This is a genomic window from Dokdonia sp. Dokd-P16 (assembly GCF_003095655.1).
Taxonomy (GTDB): domain Bacteria; phylum Bacteroidota; class Bacteroidia; order Flavobacteriales; family Flavobacteriaceae; genus Dokdonia.
Genome location: NZ_CP029151.1, coordinates 2,111,893 through 2,130,643 on the forward strand (window position 1 = coordinate 2,111,893; position 18,751 = coordinate 2,130,643).

19 protein-coding genes are annotated in these 18,751 nt (G+C 35.9%); 5 read left to right on the forward strand and 14 right to left on the reverse strand.

The annotated features are described in order from the left end of the window. Positions 1 to 93: 93 nt before the first annotated feature. From DCS32_RS16070 to DCS32_RS09500, 7 genes are all read right to left on the reverse strand, one after another. Positions 94 to 270: a hypothetical protein gene (locus DCS32_RS16070; RefSeq protein ID WP_162533625.1), complete on the reverse strand. Its 177-nt coding sequence runs from the start codon at positions 268 to 270 to the stop codon at positions 94 to 96. A 75-nt stretch (positions 271 to 345) separates the two neighbouring features. After that, entirely contained in the window at positions 346 to 1,611 is a 1,266-nt protein-coding gene (locus tag DCS32_RS09475; protein ID WP_108878045.1) for an OadG family protein, read from the reverse strand. 111 nt (positions 1,612 to 1,722) lie between these two features. Then, the gene (locus DCS32_RS09480; protein WP_108878046.1) at positions 1,723 to 2,583 is read right to left on the reverse strand and encodes a hypothetical protein; all 861 of its coding nucleotides are present in this window, start codon (positions 2,581 to 2,583) and stop codon (positions 1,723 to 1,725) included. 193 nt (positions 2,584 to 2,776) lie between these two features. Beyond that, positions 2,777 to 3,340, reverse strand: a complete 564-nt coding sequence (locus tag DCS32_RS09485) for a hypothetical protein (RefSeq protein ID WP_108878047.1) — start codon at positions 3,338 to 3,340, stop codon at positions 2,777 to 2,779. Positions 3,341 to 3,517: 177 nt separating this feature from the next. Further along, positions 3,518 to 3,892, reverse strand: a complete 375-nt coding sequence (locus tag DCS32_RS09490) for a hypothetical protein (RefSeq protein WP_108878048.1) — start codon at positions 3,890 to 3,892, stop codon at positions 3,518 to 3,520. A 106-nt stretch (positions 3,893 to 3,998) separates the two neighbouring features. Then, entirely contained in the window at positions 3,999 to 4,766 is a 768-nt protein-coding gene (locus DCS32_RS09495; protein WP_108878049.1) for a hypothetical protein, read from the reverse strand. A 523-nt stretch (positions 4,767 to 5,289) separates the two neighbouring features. Beyond that, positions 5,290 to 6,201, reverse strand: coding sequence for an NAD(P)/FAD-dependent oxidoreductase (locus DCS32_RS09500; RefSeq protein WP_204161820.1), 912 nt, complete (start codon positions 6,199 to 6,201; stop codon positions 5,290 to 5,292). Between the two features lie 201 nt (positions 6,202 to 6,402). Between DCS32_RS09500 and DCS32_RS09505 the strand changes: the two genes are divergently transcribed. Continuing rightward, a complete protein-coding gene (locus tag DCS32_RS09505) occupies positions 6,403 to 6,777 on the forward strand; it encodes a Fur family transcriptional regulator (RefSeq protein WP_108878051.1) in 375 nt (124 codons plus the stop codon). 178 nt (positions 6,778 to 6,955) lie between these two features. Here the strand turns inward: DCS32_RS09505 and DCS32_RS09510 are convergent, their stop codons facing one another. The 7 genes from DCS32_RS09510 to gldA form a co-directional block, all read right to left on the reverse strand. Continuing rightward, positions 6,956 to 7,453, reverse strand: coding sequence for a hypothetical protein (locus tag DCS32_RS09510; RefSeq protein ID WP_108878052.1), 498 nt, complete (start codon positions 7,451 to 7,453; stop codon positions 6,956 to 6,958). 290 nt (positions 7,454 to 7,743) lie between these two features. Next, positions 7,744 to 8,340 carry a mobile mystery protein B gene (locus tag DCS32_RS09515; protein ID WP_108878053.1) on the reverse strand — a complete coding sequence of 199 codons (597 nt, stop codon included), beginning with the start codon at positions 8,338 to 8,340 and terminating at the stop codon, positions 7,744 to 7,746. Further along, positions 8,331 to 8,792, reverse strand: coding sequence for a mobile mystery protein A (locus DCS32_RS09520; RefSeq protein ID WP_108879273.1), 462 nt, complete (start codon positions 8,790 to 8,792; stop codon positions 8,331 to 8,333). Before DCS32_RS09520 ends, DCS32_RS09515 begins: the two co-directional genes overlap by 10 nt. A 324-nt stretch (positions 8,793 to 9,116) precedes the next feature. Then, positions 9,117 to 11,318: a polyribonucleotide nucleotidyltransferase gene (locus DCS32_RS09525; protein ID WP_108878054.1), complete on the reverse strand. Its 2,202-nt coding sequence runs from the start codon at positions 11,316 to 11,318 to the stop codon at positions 9,117 to 9,119. Between the two features lie 529 nt (positions 11,319 to 11,847). Further along, positions 11,848 to 12,117 (reverse strand): 30S ribosomal protein S15, encoded by a 270-nt coding sequence (rpsO, locus tag DCS32_RS09530; protein WP_013750004.1) that lies wholly within the window; start codon positions 12,115 to 12,117, stop codon positions 11,848 to 11,850. A 258-nt stretch (positions 12,118 to 12,375) separates the two neighbouring features. Beyond that, positions 12,376 to 13,218, reverse strand: a complete 843-nt coding sequence (locus tag DCS32_RS09535) for a bacteriorhodopsin (protein ID WP_108878055.1) — start codon at positions 13,216 to 13,218, stop codon at positions 12,376 to 12,378. A 137-nt stretch (positions 13,219 to 13,355) separates the two neighbouring features. Then, the gene (gldA, locus tag DCS32_RS09540; protein ID WP_108878056.1) at positions 13,356 to 14,252 is read right to left on the reverse strand and encodes a gliding motility-associated ABC transporter ATP-binding subunit GldA; all 897 of its coding nucleotides are present in this window, start codon (positions 14,250 to 14,252) and stop codon (positions 13,356 to 13,358) included. A gap of 395 nt (positions 14,253 to 14,647) precedes the next feature. On the opposite strand from gldA, the gene DCS32_RS09545 reads away from it, so the two are divergent. From DCS32_RS09545 to DCS32_RS09560, 4 genes are all read left to right on the forward strand, one after another. After that, positions 14,648 to 15,466 carry a prephenate dehydratase gene (locus DCS32_RS09545; RefSeq protein ID WP_108878057.1) on the forward strand — a complete coding sequence of 273 codons (819 nt, stop codon included), beginning with the start codon at positions 14,648 to 14,650 and terminating at the stop codon, positions 15,464 to 15,466. Then, complete coding sequence (locus DCS32_RS09550) at positions 15,463 to 16,605, forward strand: pyridoxal phosphate-dependent aminotransferase (RefSeq protein WP_108878058.1); 1,143 nt, start codon at positions 15,463 to 15,465, stop codon at positions 16,603 to 16,605. Before DCS32_RS09545 ends, DCS32_RS09550 begins: the two co-directional genes overlap by 4 nt. 78 nt (positions 16,606 to 16,683) lie before the next feature. Then, entirely contained in the window at positions 16,684 to 17,535 is an 852-nt protein-coding gene (locus DCS32_RS09555) for a prephenate dehydrogenase (protein WP_108878059.1), read from the forward strand. A 59-nt stretch (positions 17,536 to 17,594) separates the two neighbouring features. Continuing rightward, complete coding sequence (locus DCS32_RS09560) at positions 17,595 to 18,677, forward strand: bifunctional 3-deoxy-7-phosphoheptulonate synthase/chorismate mutase type II (RefSeq protein WP_108878060.1); 1,083 nt, start codon at positions 17,595 to 17,597, stop codon at positions 18,675 to 18,677. Positions 18,678 to 18,751 lie beyond the last annotated feature (74 nt).

Consider the following 18,751-nt stretch of genomic DNA (forward strand, 5'->3'; position numbering starts at 1 on the left):
ATTATTTAAGACTTTTAATTTTCTAAATGAATAACTTCTTTGTAGTTAGTAGGTTTCAGAATTTAGGCCCTATCAATTATAAATTGATATAGTTTATTCTGATTTCTTATTTCTATGTTGATTAATCACAATTGCACCAATAAGTGATGCTCCGATGACAATACCTCTTAAGGCCTCTATAAATTTATCGCCATTAAATACACCATAAAGTGCAAAAACTATGGAAGCGATACCTAATCCAATAATGAAACTTTGTAAAGGTTTACTCATGATTTTTGATTGATTGTATTGTTAAAGATTTGATGTTGCAGAGTTGTAGGTGAAACTTATTTAGGCTTCTATTAATTACCTCAATAATTCAAATGTCCCTTCTTTAATCTCTAAAAACGCTTCGAGTTTTTGGATTTTGTTAGGCTCTAAAAAAACGATAACTCCTCCTTGACCTTCAGGAAGAACGTAGAACTTCTTATTATTATTTGTCTCTGATTTAGTTAAGTAAAGAAATTGACTAAAAAACTTCTCATCAGTCCAATCTCTATTATGCTTAAACATCCATGTGTATTTGTCGTTTTTGTATTGAAATTTCACACCATATGGAGGTTCAATAATATTTTCTACTTTTTCAAAAGGATATTTGTCGTTAGCTATTTGATTCATCCTTGTTGTAAAGTCACCATATTTAACATCTTCGTCTCTTTCATAATCAAAATACCAAATATTCTTAGACAGTAATTCGTAGCTAAAAGCCTCCTGAGGATTGATTGTGATAAAAGTTCCAGACAAAAGAAAAAAGAAATATTTAAAATCTTTACCGTCTAAAGAATCCATCTCCCAATCTATCCAATTCCAATTTTTTTGTAAATGATCGAGGGTGATTTTTTTATTAAAGTGTAATCCAATTGAATGATAAAATTCTATGTTTTTATTTACTTCTTGTTGCCTTGAATAATTTTTATCTTCTGCTAAATTGTTATTTGCATTTTGTTCCTTGACGGGAGCTACAATTCTCGGCATAAATCTAGTTGGATCCTCCTTTTCTGTACGGATACGTTCTTTCTCAAGGGCACGTATACGTTCTTCTTCTGGTGTGATTTCTGGAACTGTTGCTGCTGCTTTTTTCTTAGTGCGAGTTTTAATACTTTTAGCAGCTGTTTTAGTTTCGCTATTAAGGTCTTCGGGTGTCTTTGTGCTTTTTATGGTAGCCATCAAGGAGATAAGTAATATGATGGCGAGCACTCCCCAAACAATCCCTATAAGTAGCTCAGAAATGGAGCTGCCTTTTTCCTTTTCTCTTGCGATGGCTTCATAAGGATCTGCAGCGATAATGTTAGGGTCATCGCTTAGATAGTAGATGTTGAGTTTACTAGTATTAGGCACAGCGTTGAGCGTGATTTTACCCGTGTAAGACTTGCCGTTGAGATCAAATCTGTAATCAAACTTATAAAGCTTAACCACACTTGCCACTGTAGACTCTGTGTACTCATTTGATAAGCTTGCAGTGACCACGGTGTTCTCACTAATCATTTGTTCTAGCTCACTTATTTTATACTCATCACCACCATGTATATAGTCTGAGACGCAGGTTTTGGCGAGCACAATAAACAAAATCATGAAGACGATTCTGTATAAAAAGGATTTTGACTTTTCAAACATGTGGTGGTGGGTTTGTTAAGGTGAGTTTAGGAGGAGTGGTATATGGGTAGGTTATTTTTGTGTACAGTTTTATTCCCAATACTTAAATTTTCTTCGAGATATTTTTATTCTTCCGCTTGATAAATACACTTTTTTTTCAATCCAGTTTTTGTTTTTGTCATACTTATATTCTGTAAGATGCGTTCTGGAACCTTTGCCAACTCCACTCGATTTTATTTCATTTCCAAAACTGTCATATTCGTGAGTTGAAATTGCAGGTGGAGCATTATATTTAGTCGAGATCCAAACTTTTACAGAAGGATTTTTGATGATTGTATCGTTATAATTTTGACTACGTAAGTTTTGGATGTAATCCTTATTTTCATATTCCTCAATGCGAGTTATCCGATTAAATTTATCATAAACGAATAGACCTTTGGTTACATAGCTGCTGTCAGAATTTGCTTTGGTGAAATATTCTAAATTATTAGATTGTTGATATTGGTATCGAAGATGTTTGTAAGTTTTGTCATATTGATGAATAATAGTGGTTGAATCATTAGGATATTTATAAACCCATTGAGTTGTATCTTTAGATCTATTATTCCAATAGTAATTTTCTTCTTTTATTCTCTTTAACCCATCATACTCATAAACCCATAATCCCTTTTCAATTAAAGTATCTTTTTTACGTAAATAAGACAATTCGGTTTTAAGATTGATATAGCCATTATTATTAAATTCTATTTTGTAATTGTTTGGCGCTAAAATAAAATTATCAACTCTCAAATCTTTTAGCGAATCCTTTTCTAGAAAAGATTGGTAATCAATATGTGAATATGATTTTACTTTAGCCATTAAGCCAAACCGTTCCAAATCTGTCGAATTTAATCTTTGACGATGTTGGCCAAAAGCTGTAACAGTAAATAAAATTAATATTAGTATTCTCATAGATTTTTTAATTTTGTACGGCAGTCTTATTTATTAAACGCAATACTAAAAATAAGTCCTTAAAACAGTCCTTTGCCATCGACAGCTCAGTAATATTCTACTTCGAAAATTATAAATCAGGGTTAGCTCAAAAGCATGTGCTGAGCACAGTCGAAGTTGGCTTGTTTTAAACTTAGGTCTTTGTTGTATAACTTTAATTATTCAACGGAAATGTTATTCCGACTGCAAATGCTCCAACATACTGTTCAACAGAAGGCTGAAAGTAATAGGTGAATCCTAAGTCAACATTATTATTTCGTCCTAATTCTAACCCTAAGGAAAAAGGTATGTGGTAAATTATTCCGCTTTTATCAATATTATTGAAAGCCGTAAATGTTTCAAATTTCCCAATGGAACTTCCTATGCCGATTTCAACATAAGGCGCAACCCAAGGAATTGGAGCTCTAACTCTTGCTTTTCCACCCAATAAAAATGCTTTTGATTCGGCTTTTTCATCCGTTGGATTGTCATTTAAGTCTTTTCCATTTGAATTAGTTAAAATTAAACCAGCATACGGTCTTAATTCAAACCAAGAAGTTACTTTTAGTACTAATTCTCCTTGAGCAAAAAATCCATCATCTACTATCTCGCTAACGCTATTATTCGGCGCGCTCAGTCCATATCCGATTTGGACGTTTATTGATTTTTCCTTTACAAACTGTGCATCAACTAAATTAGATGTAAGAATCATTATTACTAATATCAGAGTTTTTTTCATATTGTTTTATAACGTCTCTGTATATGGCTCGTAGCGTGCAAATTAAACAATTACTTTCGGATGAAGCACGAGCCGAATTTTTAAATTTTACTATTTATTTTTTTTTGCGAAATCATCAAATTTAAAAATTTGGCGACTTCGCAAATATGCCTTAACTTCGATTAAGCAACTGATTAGCTATGAGCTATATACGTTGTTATCTGTAGTTTCATTCGCAGCGCATTTAGATATAAATTCAATTTCACTAGATGTGTAAGAACCCTTTGTTCTATTATTAATTGAGAACTCTTGATTTAAAATTCGACGAGAATAACGCTCGTTCAAATTTTTACTGATAGTTTCGATATCTTTTCCCAAGTCGTATAAAAAACTTATTAAAAAAAATATATTTTGTTTCTTACCTTTAAATAATACAAAAGAACCTGAAATTCTCTTTTTTGATCGATCTCTTACTCCCAAAACTAAATCATCAATAGTAGGACAATAAGATAAGTATATTTCAACATTTGAGTTTTCGACAATATCTTCAAATAATGAGTTTACATCTTGCAATACGTCTTGACTATAAACAGTTTTGCTACCAATGATAAATGGTATTGAAAGCCCATCTCTACCTTTATTTCTCTATTCAACCAACAAAGTCTCCCAATATCTCATACTAATCAATATTCCAATACGCATCAGGATGACCTCCTAACACATCATTGATAAAATCATCATCTAAATGCCCACCATATCCATCGCCTGGACCACCATAAATTTCGTATGAACTATCGTAAGAATGGTTTGCATTAGATATGTAATACTTAGGTTCAGAATTTTCAAAATTTTCGTGCATTTGATTAATATTCCCCAGAAATCTTAAGTTTAATTCTTTTACAATTTTGTTAGTGCCATAACACTTACTTCCATTAGCCATAATTTCGCCGTCCTCATAAAATGACGGATTAATAAAAGATCCTTCCAAAATATGAAATTCTGAACTATCTAAGTTCGTTAATGCTGAAAGTCGCTTTTCAGTAACAAAAACTACATCATCATTTATGTTTTTGATGCCACAGTTTACTTTTCCATTTCTTGTGAAAGTAAATATTTGCTTTATTTTTCTAAATGGCATAAGCTTATGACTATTTTCCTCTTTAAATTCTTCATAATTATCAGGAACCATTGTAATCCAAAAGTCTTTGATAATAATATCATCTTTAGTACAAACTTTTCCATTAAACATTGTTTCGTTTTGTTTGTAATAAATTGGTTTGATGAAAGAGTCGGTTAGCATTTCCACTTCATAAACTTCCAAATTCGTATTTTGCTTGACGTTACTGCCTGTTAAAAAAACTACTCTTGACTGATTTGCAATTTCAAAACCGATTAGTTGTTTTCCATTAATTATTCTTGCGAAAACTCTTTTAATTTTTTTTCTCATATTTTGTTAAGAAATTACAGATAACTTGTATATATAAGCAATTTAGCTATTTAGGTCCCTCCATTCCAGTAAAACGGGAGTGGTTTTGGTTGTTTTTAGTATATCTGAGGTATCTCGATTTTAGTTGTATAAACGCAACTTTCCAAGTACAAACGATTATAAGTACTTATAATCGTTTGTAAACGGCTATGCAATAGCACCTCAAATCATCAGCACACTAAAATACACTACTCCAACTAATCTCCTTTACGCATTTCCTCATTATAGCCAACTTTTTATAAGTTATTTTTAATGATGCCTTGGGAAGTATTGTGGTTCCTCACATTTTCGCGAAAGCGTACCACAAAAAAAAATCGGCCACCCTGTGAAGGATAACCGATGTTATAGTGATTTACTAGTGTTATTTGTTCTTATAATGATTTGATGGCTAAGGTGAGGATGAGCTATACCACGTAGCTGATTTTACAGCTGCGTGTGTTTATGGACACACATTACATCTCAACATAAAGAAACGATTGAGTATTTATGTAAATGCTGCTTCGGTCATCTGGTTATTCATCATGGCACCTGCCATATTTCCCGTAGCCACAGCTTTTGAAACAGCTCTAAAAAGGCTCGAATTATCACCGCAAGCAAACACGCCATCTACCGTAGTTTTTTGAAAATCATCTACTTTGATAAGCTTTTGCTCCGTAAGCTCGCATCCTAGCATTGCTGGAATGTCGCAGTGTTGCTCAATATCTGGTCGTGCGTATATGGCTTCTAGCTCAAATGTAGTATTGTCTTTAAACACAAGTTGGTTTATTTGCCCATGATCATGTTGCACCTGCGTGATTTCCTTTTCATTTATTGAGATGTTATGTCTCTTAATTTTATCGTGTTGTTCTCTAGTGAGGGTTGACGTGCCATTTGTAAATATAGTAAGGTCTGTTGTCCAGTTACGTATGAGTTGTGCATAGTGAAAGGCAACATCTCCATTTGCTATAATTCCTGTTTTTTTGTGCTTTACCTCGTAGCCGTGGCAGTATGGGCAATGTATGGCAGAGATACCCCAGCATTGAGAAAAACCTTTTATATCTGGCATTATATCCTTTATCCCAGTGGCAAAGATGAGTTTACTGGCTTTAAATTTTTCTCCCTTTTTTGTAGTTATACTAAAACCATCATCAGTTTTTGCCCCACTAATGGCAAGGTCATTATGTATTTGAACAGTGTTATACTGTAATACCTGAGCTGTTGCTATTCTTGCAATTTCACTGGGCTTTTCACCATCTTGAGTGATAAAGTTGTGAGAATGTGGTGTCTGTCTATTACAAGGTAAATCGCTATCAATTATAAGTACGTCTCGAAGGGATCTCCCTAATGCCATAGCAGCTGATAGTCCTGCATAGCTGCCGCCAATGATTATTACATCAAATTTTTTATTACTAGCCATACCTTGTATTGTGTTAAAAGCGGTTAATGGAAGAGGTAATATCATCGCAGATAATGCAAGTGTGCCTTGCTTTATAATTATCCTCCTTCTCATTGCTTTGATTTTTAGGTAAATATACAACAAGTATACTTTATCGCGACATTGTCGCAATAAAGTTAACGCGATTAATTTGCATTAACTTTGCATTTTTAAAAGCAATGCATGAAACGTAGGAATACTCCATCTAAAGAGGCTGTGTTGAATTTACTTTCAAACACAGGGAAGGCGATGAGTCGTGAGGCTATCGAGCAAAAATTAAATGTAGAGATTGATCGAGCTACCATCTATAGGGTGTTAAATCGCTTCCATGAAGATGGAATGGTACATAAAATTATTGCCGAAGATGGCAAGCAGTACTTTGCTCTTTGCATGGACTGCGATGATAAGAATATGTCTGATAATCATTTTCACTTTCGTTGTAAAAGTTGTGACACCATCGAGTGCTTGCCAGAGACAGTTCATTTTACAGTGCCAGATGGGTATAGTGTAAACAGTATAAACTGTGTGTTAAGCGGCATATGTAATGATTGCGCGTAAACTCATTGTTGCTCGCATGGGTGACATTTTATATGATGTTATATGAGTAGATTTTTAAAAGGAGTTTTTAATCATGATTTCTCAGATTACGCTTTCGCGAAAGAATAACGTAAAAAAAATCGGCTACCCTGTGAAGGGTGGCCGATTTGTGTGATTGATTAGAGTGGCTATAAACTCTCTAATTAGTTTTTGTAACATCATCATAGCGAAGTTCAATTCTCTTTTTTCGCTTTCCGTATTCTACGATTATAGAGTCGGCATTAAGTCCTATGATTTTACCGTCTATGATATCGCGTTTTCTTTTAAAGACAACATTATCACCTACATTTAATTCTATCTCTGCAGTTGCACTGGTGTTAACATTGACGTTTGCTTTTTGAATTCCCCAAACGTCACCTATGATTTTTACTTTCTTTCCGTTACTCTTAACGTAAATCTTAGTATTTCTTAAGAATTCGCCTTCATGTTCTTTAGTTAAATTGTCTACAGCTTGTTCTAAAGCATCGTTTTCGGCTGTTGCGACGGCTTCTACTTCTCTCTCTAGCATTACATATTGCGTAGTGTCATCTATGTTTCTATTGCTTATTCCTGTGAGATCTCCAATCCTGACATATCTACCGCATGATGTGAGGGTTGTTAATAGTATTCCAATTACGAGTAGGTGACTTTTTTTCATTCTTTAAAAATTATAATTATTGATTTGGGTTTATTGGTCTTTGAGAGCTCTTTTTAAAGCTCTTAGCATTAATTACGAGCTAAAATATATATTCTATTTGTTTTATGATTACGCATTTCCTCATTATGGTCAATTTTTTACAAGTTATTTTTAATGATGTCTTGGGAAGTGTTGTGGTTGCTCATATTTTCGCGAGAGCGCATAATAAAAAAAAATCGACTATCCTGTGGAGGGTGGCCGAGATTATGTGATTTTAAAGTTCATTCTTTAAAAATAGACAAGGTTGCTTTTTAGTTTTTTGCAAATTCAATTAATTGGTTGATGTTGCCCTTATCGGCTTCTCTTAGAGCTTTTATATATTGCTGTCTCGTCTCATTAGCTTTAACCATATTTGATTGCTGCCAAGAAAATATTTCTTTGTTAAATATTGATTCCATAATAATGTCTGCCATCATTCGGGAATGTCTTCCATTTCCATTAGGAAAGCAATGAATGGATACGATACGATGTTTAAACCGTATTGCTATTTCTTCTGGTAAAAAAGTGTTGTTATCTATCCAATAGGTTGTGTCGTCAAGTAAATTTTTCAACTCAATTCCTATTTGAGTCCACGGTATTCCAATGTTTTTTTCGGATTTTCTAAATACTCCAGCCCATTTCCAAACATCTCCATACATTTTTTTGTGAACCTCTTTTACAAACTTTTCGGTTAAGATTTTTTCAAGCTTGAACTTTGTGTGAATAGTCCATTCGACTGCTTGTTCAATATTTAATTGTTCAAATTGATCTAGTTCCCTTTGTGTAGTGATTGACTTTATTTTAAGACCTTCCTTTTCTTCCTGGTCTAAAGGTGTTTGTCCATCTTTATAATTGAATTCTAATCCCATAACGATTTTTTCATCTCTCTCTTTATTTCATAAGCAAGTTCCTTTATGGTTTCAGCAATTTTTTCGTCTCCAATCCCTTGATCTTCTAATTTCATGTGTTGATTGGTTCTTAATACTATTTTTTTTGCCAGTTTTTCTGCTTTTAATTGGACTAAGTGATCTATAGTTCCGTCTTTGGGAACGAGCGCATACACTAATTTTAAGTCCATAGCAATAGCCACATCTTTTAAAGAGTTGAGTGTTATGGTGCCACTTGCCTCACTATCTTCTATTCTTTTTACACCTTGTCTGGTTATATTTAATGCAGTGCCTAGTTGAGCCATTGTCATATTTAATGTGGTTCTAATTGTATGTATCCATCCACGTTCTGGGACCAAAACCCTTGTAGCGCTAGAAAAAGGTTCAAGCTTATGGTCGAGCTGCTCAATTAATAGTTTTTGTTTACTTCTCATTTTTGTAACCATTTAAGTTTACAAATGAATATAAATGTAAACGTATTGATTTACAAAAATATAAAAAAGTAAACATATAGATTTACTTTTGATGATTGAAATATGTGATGACCTATGTGTTTTATAGTTGGGTTGCAATTCCAAAGCTTTGTATGTGGTTGTAAGTCAGCTCTTAGTTGCTATTTTTGATTATTGATTTGGCGTTGTGGTTGCTCACATTTTCGCGAAAGCGTACCACAAAAAAAATCGGCTACCCAATGAAGAATAACCGATTTTCTATTATTGACTAGTGTAAGTGTTTAAAGACTTACAGCTATATGAGAATTAATCTCTCTTACGATCGTCTCTTCTAGGTGGACGACGGTCATTATTGCGCTCTCTAGGAGCTGGAGCAACATAACCTTCTGGCTTCTCAAGCAATGCTTTACGAGAAACTTTTTCCTTACGAGTACGCTTGTCTATACCGAAGTATTTTACGTCAAGCTCGTCACCCATAGAAACTACGTCAGACGCATTTTCTGTACGTTCCCAAGCAAGCTCAGATACGTGTAGTAATACTTCGTTACCTGGAGCGTCAAGATATTCTACTACTGCACCAAAATCTAGCATCTTGATTACCTTCACCTTGTACGTATTACCTACGACTGGCTTAAATGTAATAGAGTCTATCTTTGCAAGTACGGCGTTGATACCTTCTTGACCTGTTCCTAAGATTTCTACAATACCTTCTTCTGTTACTGGATCTTCGTTTATAACGATGGTAGTTCCAGTTGCTTTTTGAAGCTCTTGTATTACTTTTCCTCCTGGGCCTATTAACGCACCAATGAATTCATTAGGGATACGTACACCTACCATTTTTGGAGCGTAGTCTTTTACATCCTCACGTGGAGTTGCAATAGTCTCTACAATCTTATCGAGTATGTGTAAACGACCATCTCTAGCTTGTTGTAAGGCAGCTACAAGAATCTCGTATGATAATCCTTTTACTTTAATGTCCATCTGGCAAGCTGTAATACCGTCTGCCGTACCTGTTACTTTAAAGTCCATATCTCCTAAGTGATCTTCATCTCCAAGGATATCAGAAAGTACTGCATACTTTCCAGAAGCACCGTCAGATATAAGTCCCATTGCGATACCAGAAACTGGCTTCGTCATCTGGATACCTGCATCCATCATTGCCATAGTACCTGCACAAACAGTTGCCATAGATGAAGAACCGTTTGATTCTAACACCTCAGACACTACACGTACAGTATAAGGACAATCTGCTGGGATCATTCCTTTAAGACCACGTTGAGCAAGGTTACCGTGACCTACCTCACGACGTGAAGTACCACGTATAGGTCTTGCCTCACCTGTACAGAAAGGAGGGAAGTTATAGTGAAGGTAGAAGTTTTCTTCTCCTTCGTGTGATGGCATATCTATTTTGTTTGCATCTCTAGACGTACCTAGTGTTACTGTAGCTAGTGCCTGAGTTTCTCCACGTGTGAAGATTGCAGATCCGTGTACAGATGGTAAGTAATCTATCTCACTCCAGATAGGGCGTATCTCTGTAGTCTTACGACCATCAAGACGAAGTCCTTCGTTAAGTGTAAGATCACGTATAGCAGCCTTTTCGGCAGCACGGTAATACTTAGATACAAGTCCACCAAAGTCTTCAAGTTCTTCCTCAGAAAAAGTTGCTTTGATTTCTTCTTTAATTTCTTTAAAAGCAGCGCTACGCTCATGCTTTGCAGATCCGGCTTGTGCGATTGCATATACCTTATCATACGCCATGTCGTGTACCTTTTGCTTAAGGTCTGCATCTTCTCTTTCGGCTGGGTACTCACGTACTTCTTTTTTGCCAAAAGCTTCTGCAAGACGAAGCTGTGCAGCACACTGTACTTTAATGTGATCGTGAGCAAATTTAATTGCGTCTGCCATTTCTTCTTCAGAAATTTCATCCATCTCACCTTCTACCATCATCACAGAATCTGCCGAAGCTCCAATCATCATATCGATGTCAGACTCTTCTAGCTGAGCTCTTGTAGGGTTGATGATAAACTCACCGTTTACACGTCCTACTCTAGCCTCAGAGATAGCACACTCAAATGGGAAGTCAGATAATTGGATTGCAGCACTTGCTGCAAGACCTGCCATTGCATCTGGCATAACGTCGTCATCATGAGACATTAACTGGATCATCACCTGAGTTTCAGAGTGGTAATCTTTTGGGAATAATGGACGTAGTACACGATCCACAAGACGCATTGTTAATACTTCACCGTCAGATGGACGAGCTTCTCTTTTAAAGAAACCACCTGGGTAACGACCTGCTGCTGCAAACTTCTCACGGTAATCTACCGTAAGTGGTAAGAAGTCAAGATCTTTTTGTTCGTAGTTTGATACTACAGTACAAAGCAACATACACTTTCCAGACTGTACTACTACAGATCCGTGTGCTTGCTTTGCAAGTTTTCCTGTTTCGATAGAGATTTCTCTTCCATCACCAAGGTCGATGACCTCTTTGTAAACCTTTGGAATCATAAAATTTGTTTTTCACCTCGATCTATGTCGAGATATTCTCACGTGCAAAGGATTATTGTAATCCCGCTTTCGCTAAAATTGTTAATGGTAGAACACCCTTCGTGGGTATTCCATGTGTCGTTGCGTTGTGTAGTTGATGTATCTGTAAAAAGATACGGGATGATTAAAGGGTAGTTACTTCCCAAAAATCGGACACCAATGAAAAACTAGCTGTGTAAGCTTTCTTTGTCGTTCTATACATAATTACTTGTGTATAAAAGGACTTGGAGTATTATATGCCTTTCGGCGAAAATCTGCTTTGTATCAAATGAAGCTTTTATAAACTTATATTTTAATACTGAGTAGATAATGATCCGTTCTCGTTTAAGATGAGATAGTCATGTTGTAACTATCAAAACTAGAGGAGAACATCTGTAATGTATTTATGCTTTTGCAAGAGGTTGCGATTTATAGCATTGTACTCTTGCGTGGTTTTCCTATTTAAAGGAATAAAAAAGGAGCTCCGTTAGGAACTCCTTTTTTTAAAATATTATTTACGGATACCTAATTCCTTAATAATAGCTCTGTAACGTAAAATGTCTTTCTTGATTAAGTAATCAAGTAATGAACGACGCTTACCTACTAGCATTACTAGTGAACGCTCTGTAACATAATCTTTACGATTTGTTTTCAGGTGGTTTGATAAGTGTGAGATACGTTGTGTAAAGATTGCGATTTGACCCTCAGCAGATCCTGTATCGTGCTTTCCTTTACCGTGTTTTGCAAAAAGCTCTTGCTTTTGTTCTTTTGTTAAATACATTCCAGTATTATTTTAAATGAAATTCATGTATTGATAGCGTCTCTATCAGCGTGCAAAGATACATTATTCTTTGTATTATCAAACTGTTGGGGCTTAATTTGCAGTCAATTCTCTAAATAATAGCTTCTAGCGTTAGTTTTTCAATGAAATGATAAGGTTATGAGTTGTTTGTAAAACACAAAAATCACGTTAAATGGCATGAGTAATATCTGTTAACGTGATTTTGTTATTATTGAGTTTGTGAGTTGCTACTTATAATTAGCTATTTGCTTTAACCAACTCTTTGTTTTTACTTAGTGTAATTGCAAGGTTACCTAATAGTACACCATAGATAACTTTAGAACATACATCTGCAATAGTGTATACTAGTTGTCTAGCCATCACACCGTCTTCACTGTATAAAAATCCATCTACTCCTGTGAGGTATGGCATTAAGTAAGCTCCTGGGTATAAAGTCCATGAAATTAAAAACAAGATCCAGATATTAGAAAGTATTTTTTGTCCTGCAGGAGAAATGCCTTCTTTTCCTTCTTTGATTACTTTTTTCATTACCCATAAAATATGGAAGAAAAATGCAGATGAAATAGCTCCCCATACTAAAAAGGCAGTCAAGTTACTTACTTCATAAAACTGGCCAATGTATCCAGTAATAATCATCATTGCCCCAGAAAACCAGAACTGATTGCGTACAGAGCTAAATTTTGAAGAAGTTAAGCTTACCACAAATAGAATTTGGAATAAAAGCATAGGTACATCGATGAGCCAGTTGAGATAACGATATCCATTATTAAATAAATCTCCACTTGGATCTAGAAAATATCTTCCTACTTCCTCATTATAAGTAAAACTTGATGTCCAGTTTTGCGCCTGCGCATATAAAAGTAAAAATGCCGATACCATCACCACAGCTGATAGGATGTTCGACATTTGGAATTTTTTATCTACATTTTTGATAGTAAGAATAAAGTAGAGTAATCCTGCAAGCATCACTGCGTACCCTAACGTAAGAATATGTGATGTAAATTGATAAGCAATCTCAGAGAAGCCTTCTGTAGCGCCTATAAAGTTTTCAAAATTTGCATTTCCTAGTTCTTGTGTCATAGCAATTTTTTTATGGTTTTTCTTTTTCCATAAAATTACGACTAACGATTACTTTGTTTAATATATTTAGTATTTAATTAAACAAAATTAAGAAAACAATAAGAGTGATAAATGTATATGCGACTTATTAGGTTCTTTTAGGAGGAAGTGAGTTCTGTAAATAATCCCTCTAGGCTCACGTTTTTTTGATTGAGTTGTAAGATTTTAAGGTCGTTATCATGTGCAAAGTCAAAGACCTTTGCTCTCATATCATCTTGAGTACTAAAGGTAATTTCATATATAAACCCTGTAGTGTTTTTTACAGAAGCTACTTTGTCTAGCCTGCTCAATGCTACTTCTTCTACACGGTAATCAAATTCGGCAATGACTATTTGTTGCTGTCCATCGCGTAGCTCCGTCATTTTCTTATCTGCAACTATAGTTCCTTTATTAATAATAATCACACGATCACAAATAGCTTCTACCTCTTGCATAATGTGCGTACTCATTAATATCGTCTTTTTCTTGCCTATATCCTTAATGAGATTTCTAATGTCTAATAGCTGATTAGGATCTAGTCCCGTAGTAGGCTCATCGAGTATCAATACTTCTGGGTCATGTAGTAAAGCAGTAGCAAGACCTACACGCTGTCGGTACCCTTTTGATAGTTGGCTTATTTTTTTATGTGCCTCAGAGGTTAGTCCTGTGAGGTTGATAACTTCATCTATACGTTCTTTAGAAACTTTATAAACTCCTGCGTTAAAAGCGAGGTATTCTCGCACATACATTTCTACATATAGTGGGTTGTGTTCTGGTAAGTATCCCACAGCACGACGTACTTCTTGTACATTGCTTTTGGTGTCGTGGTGATGTACTGTTGCCGTGCCAGACGTAGGAGCAAGAAAGGTGGTGAGTATTTTCATTAATGTACTCTTGCCAGCACCATTAGGGCCGAGAAAACCTACAATTTCACCTTTTTGTAAGGAAAAAGAAATATGATCAAGCGCCTTTTGCTTGCCGTACATTTTTGTGATGTCTGTTACTACAATGGACATAGAGGAGTATTTAATACTGTAAATGTAAGAATTGATAACGGGAGGATACATTTAAAAGTGTGACGATCATTTATGCCGATTAGATTTTAAGATAAGGATACGTATCGTATTCTCATTTTCATTAGTTTATCAATGTTTGATTGATAATTTCTCAAAATCTATGCTCAATAAAAAATATTTCATAAAAGGAGCTAAATTAATTGGCTCATTAGATATTTTTTCTACTTTAGCAGTCAAATAACTCAACATGTTATCAAACGTTTATTATTGGAACAATTTTTTCTATTTCTTCTTTTACGGGAAGAGATCAGGATTGATATTGTGCTAATTTAATAACACTCAATATTTCAATAAGTCCTGATAAATTTTTATCAGGGCTTTTTTTTTGCACAATTATGAAAGTAGCAATACAAGGCGTACAAGGATCATTTCATCACAAGGTAGCTCAAGAGTTTTTTGGGGCAGACGTTGCTGTGGTGGAGTGCATGTCTTTTCCTAGACTAGTAGATACACTAGTAGAAGGAGAAGTTCAAGATGCTGTAATGGCTATAGAAAATAGTATCGCAGGGGCAATACTCCCTAACTATGCGCTGCTAGATAAACATGATTTACACATAGAAGGAGAGTTTTACCTTGACATCCAGCACCAGTTAATGGCGCTACCAGGTCAAGGAATAGAAGATATAAAAGAAGTGTGGTCACACCCTATGGCAATCTTACAATGTCGTGAGTTTTTTAGAAACTATCCAGACATCAAGCTTGTAGAAGATACAGATACCGCAGGTGTAGCACGTGAGATACAAGAAATGCAACTACAAGGAATAGCAGCGATAGCCAGTACAGCTGCAGCAAGTATTTACAAACTGGAAATCATTAAAGAGTCCATACAGACTATAAATGAAAATGCAACCCGCTTCTTTATTTTAAATAAGGATAAGAAACAAGTAGAAGGTGTTATTGATAAGGCATCTCTAAGATTTTCGGCAGACCATAAGCGTGGTAGCCTTGCGGCAATATTAAATGTGCTGAGTGATTGCAAGATGAATCTCACAAAAATTCAGTCCATGCCTATTATCGAAAAGCCGTGGAAGTATGCATTTTTTGTAGATGTGACTTTTGAAAAAATAGAAAGTTTTAACAAGGCAGTACAATTACTAGAAATCATGGCAAATGATTTTAAAGTACTAGGAGTCTACAAAAACAGAAAGCAATGATGCAACCAGCAAATAGGTTACAGGAAACCAAGGAATACTACTTTTCGCGAAAGCTTAAGGAAGTTCGCGCACTCATTGCAGATGGTCATCCTGTGATTAATATGGGAATAGGAAGCCCAGATATGCCAGCACCACCAGCAGCAGTTGCGGCGATGCTCAAAGGATTGCATGATAGCGTAGCTCACCAGTACCAGAGTTATACTGGTATTCCTGAATTACGAGGAGCCATGGCAGATTTCTATAAAAAACAATATGGAGTAATCGCAAATCCAGACACTGAGATATTACCACTCATGGGTTCTAAGGAAGGGATTATGCACATCTCGATGGCATTTTTGAATCCTGGAGATAAAGTCCTTTTTCCTAATCCTGGATACCCTAGTTATGCTGCGGTAACAAGACTTGTGGAGGCAGAAGCAATTACATACGATCTTAACGAAGAGAACGGTTGGTTGCCAGACTTAAAGGCACTGGCGGCTCAAGATCTTTCGGGTGTAAAGATAATGTGGGTAAATTATCCTCATATGCCTACTGGGACTAAGGTGCCAGATGGTTTTTTTGAAGAATTGATCGCTTTCGCGAAAGCGCAACACATACTAGTAATCAACGATAATCCATATAGTTTTGTGCTTAATGACAATCCGCAATCACTGCTGGCAGTACCCGGAGCGTCTGAAGTAGCCTTAGAACTCAACAGTCTTAGTAAGACCTTCAATATGTCCGGATGGCGTGTGGGAATGGTACTAGGAAGCGCCGAAAATATAGGACACGTATTGCGTGTAAAATCTAATATGGATAGCGGTATGTTTTACGGCATACAGAAAGGAGCTGTAGCAGCCTTAGGCCTAGGAGATGACTGGTTTGAGCATATCAATACCATTTATGGACGCCGTCGTAAACTAGTTTATGAGCTAGCCGAAAGGTTAGGTTGTACGTACGACAGAGATGCTGTAGGATTATTTGTTTGGGCAAAACTTCCCGAGGGAATCGATGCCGAGACATTTATAGATAATATTTTATTAGAGAAGTACATCTTTATCACACCAGGAACCATTTTTGGAACGATGGGGAAAGGCTACATCAGATTTAGCCTTTGTGTAAAAGAAGAAGAAATTAAAGAAGCAATAAGCAGATTTTAAGATAATTAATAGCTGGATATGAGGTGTTTTTGTTAGTAAGACATTGAATTTGAGCAATTAGAGAGTAATATTTAGATAATGAAAGACATTTACATCATAGGGTTGGGGCTTATAGGAGGATCATTTGCGCGAGATTTGCGCGAGCAAGAACCTGCGGCAACTATTTATGGTATAGATGCAAGTGAATCTCACGTAACTGAGGCGTTATCATTAGGTTTTATTGACAAAAGCGCCGTACTAGAAGATATTAAAGCAGCAGACCTCGTAGTGCTGGCAATCCCAGTAGATGTGGCTATTCACGTACTACCAGACGTTCTTAATCATATAGGAGACGATACGATTGTGGTGGATATGGGATCTACAAAGCAAGCCATTTGTGAAGTAGTATCATCACACCCTAGACGTCGCAATTTTCTTGCATGTCATCCTATCGCAGGAACAGAATTTTCTGGGCCTAGTGCTGCGATTACAGGCTTATATAATGGGAAGACTAATATTATATGCGAGGTAGAGAAAACAGCTTTTAAGCTGCAAGAAAAGGTGCTCGACCTATTTAAGAATATGGGCATGCGCATACGTTACATGGATCCTGTGTCTCATGATAAACATATAGCATACGTGAGTCATCTCTCACACATAAGCGCATTTATGCTAGGAAAGACGGTGATACAAAAAGAGAAAAATGAGCGTGATATTTTTGACATGGCGGGCAGCGGATTTGCATCTACCGTACGTTTAGCAAAAAGTAATCCAGTTACATGGACCTCAATTTTTAAAGAGAATAAAGAGAATGTCTTAGAGACGCTAACTGAATATATTGCAAATCTCAACGATTTTAAAACGCTTTTGGAAAATGACGATTTTCAAGGAGTACACGATGAGATGGAAAACACGAATCATATTAAGGAAATATTAAACGGAATTAAATAGTTTTGCGCTTTCGCGAAAGCGTAAATATCAAAAGCCCGAAGCGGCACAAATTAAATGTTATGGAAAATAAGAAAGAACTTAGAAATTGGTTAGACGCTTTTGGCCTTGATCACCCTCTTGTAATTGCGGGACCTTGTAGTGCAGAGACGGAAGCGCAGGTGCTTAAAATAGCTCACCAACTTAAAGACACAGATGCTACAGTACTACGTGCAGGGATCTGGAAACCAAGAACGCGTCCAGGAAACTTTGAAGGAGTAGGAGCACTTGGGCTTAAATGGTTGCAAAAAGCCAAAGAAGAAACAGGAATGCTTACGACTACAGAGGTTGCAAATGCAAACCATGTAGACCTAGCTCTTGAAGCAGATATTGATATCTTATGGATAGGTGCTCGTACAACGGTGTCTCCATTTATCGTTCAGGAAATTGCAGAAGCTCTCAAAGGAACAGATAAAACGGTGCTTATTAAAAACCCAGTAAACCCAGATCTAGCTCTATGGTTAGGAGCGGTAGAGCGTTTTTATACTCAGGATATTAAAAATCTAGGAGTAATACACAGAGGTTTCTCTACGTATGAAAAGACACGTTACAGAAATAATCCAGAATGGCAGATAGCGATAGATCTTCAAAATAAATTTCCAGATCTTCCTTTAATTCTTGATCCATCACACATTGCTGGACGTCGTGATATTATTCATGATTTATGCCAGACAGGACTTGATCTTAACTATGATGGTATTATGGTAGAGACGCACTATGATCCAGATAATGCATGGAGTGATGCTGCACAGCAAATCACACCAGCGGCTTTAGTGCAGATGATGGTTGATCTTAAAATAAGAAAAGAAGTAGGTACAGAGCTTGAGTATACAAACAAGCTTAATACACTACGCACGCAGATTGATGTAATAGATCACCAGCTTATTGAAAGCTTAGGAAAGCGCATGAAAATTTCTGATAGTATAGGAGAGCTTAAAGCAGAAAATAATGTGTCTATCTTACAAACTAAACGTTGGAATGAAATTCTAGGTAAGATGATTCTAGAAGGAGAGCAAAACAATCTTAGTGAAGAGTTTATACTACGTGTATTTAAAGCAGTACACCAAGAGTCTATAAACCACCAGAAGAAAGTGGCAAGGTCGTAAAATTATAGATAGCTACTTATAAAGAAAAAGGCTCAACATGATGTTGAGCCTTTTTTTGCTTTTTGGAAAGTGAA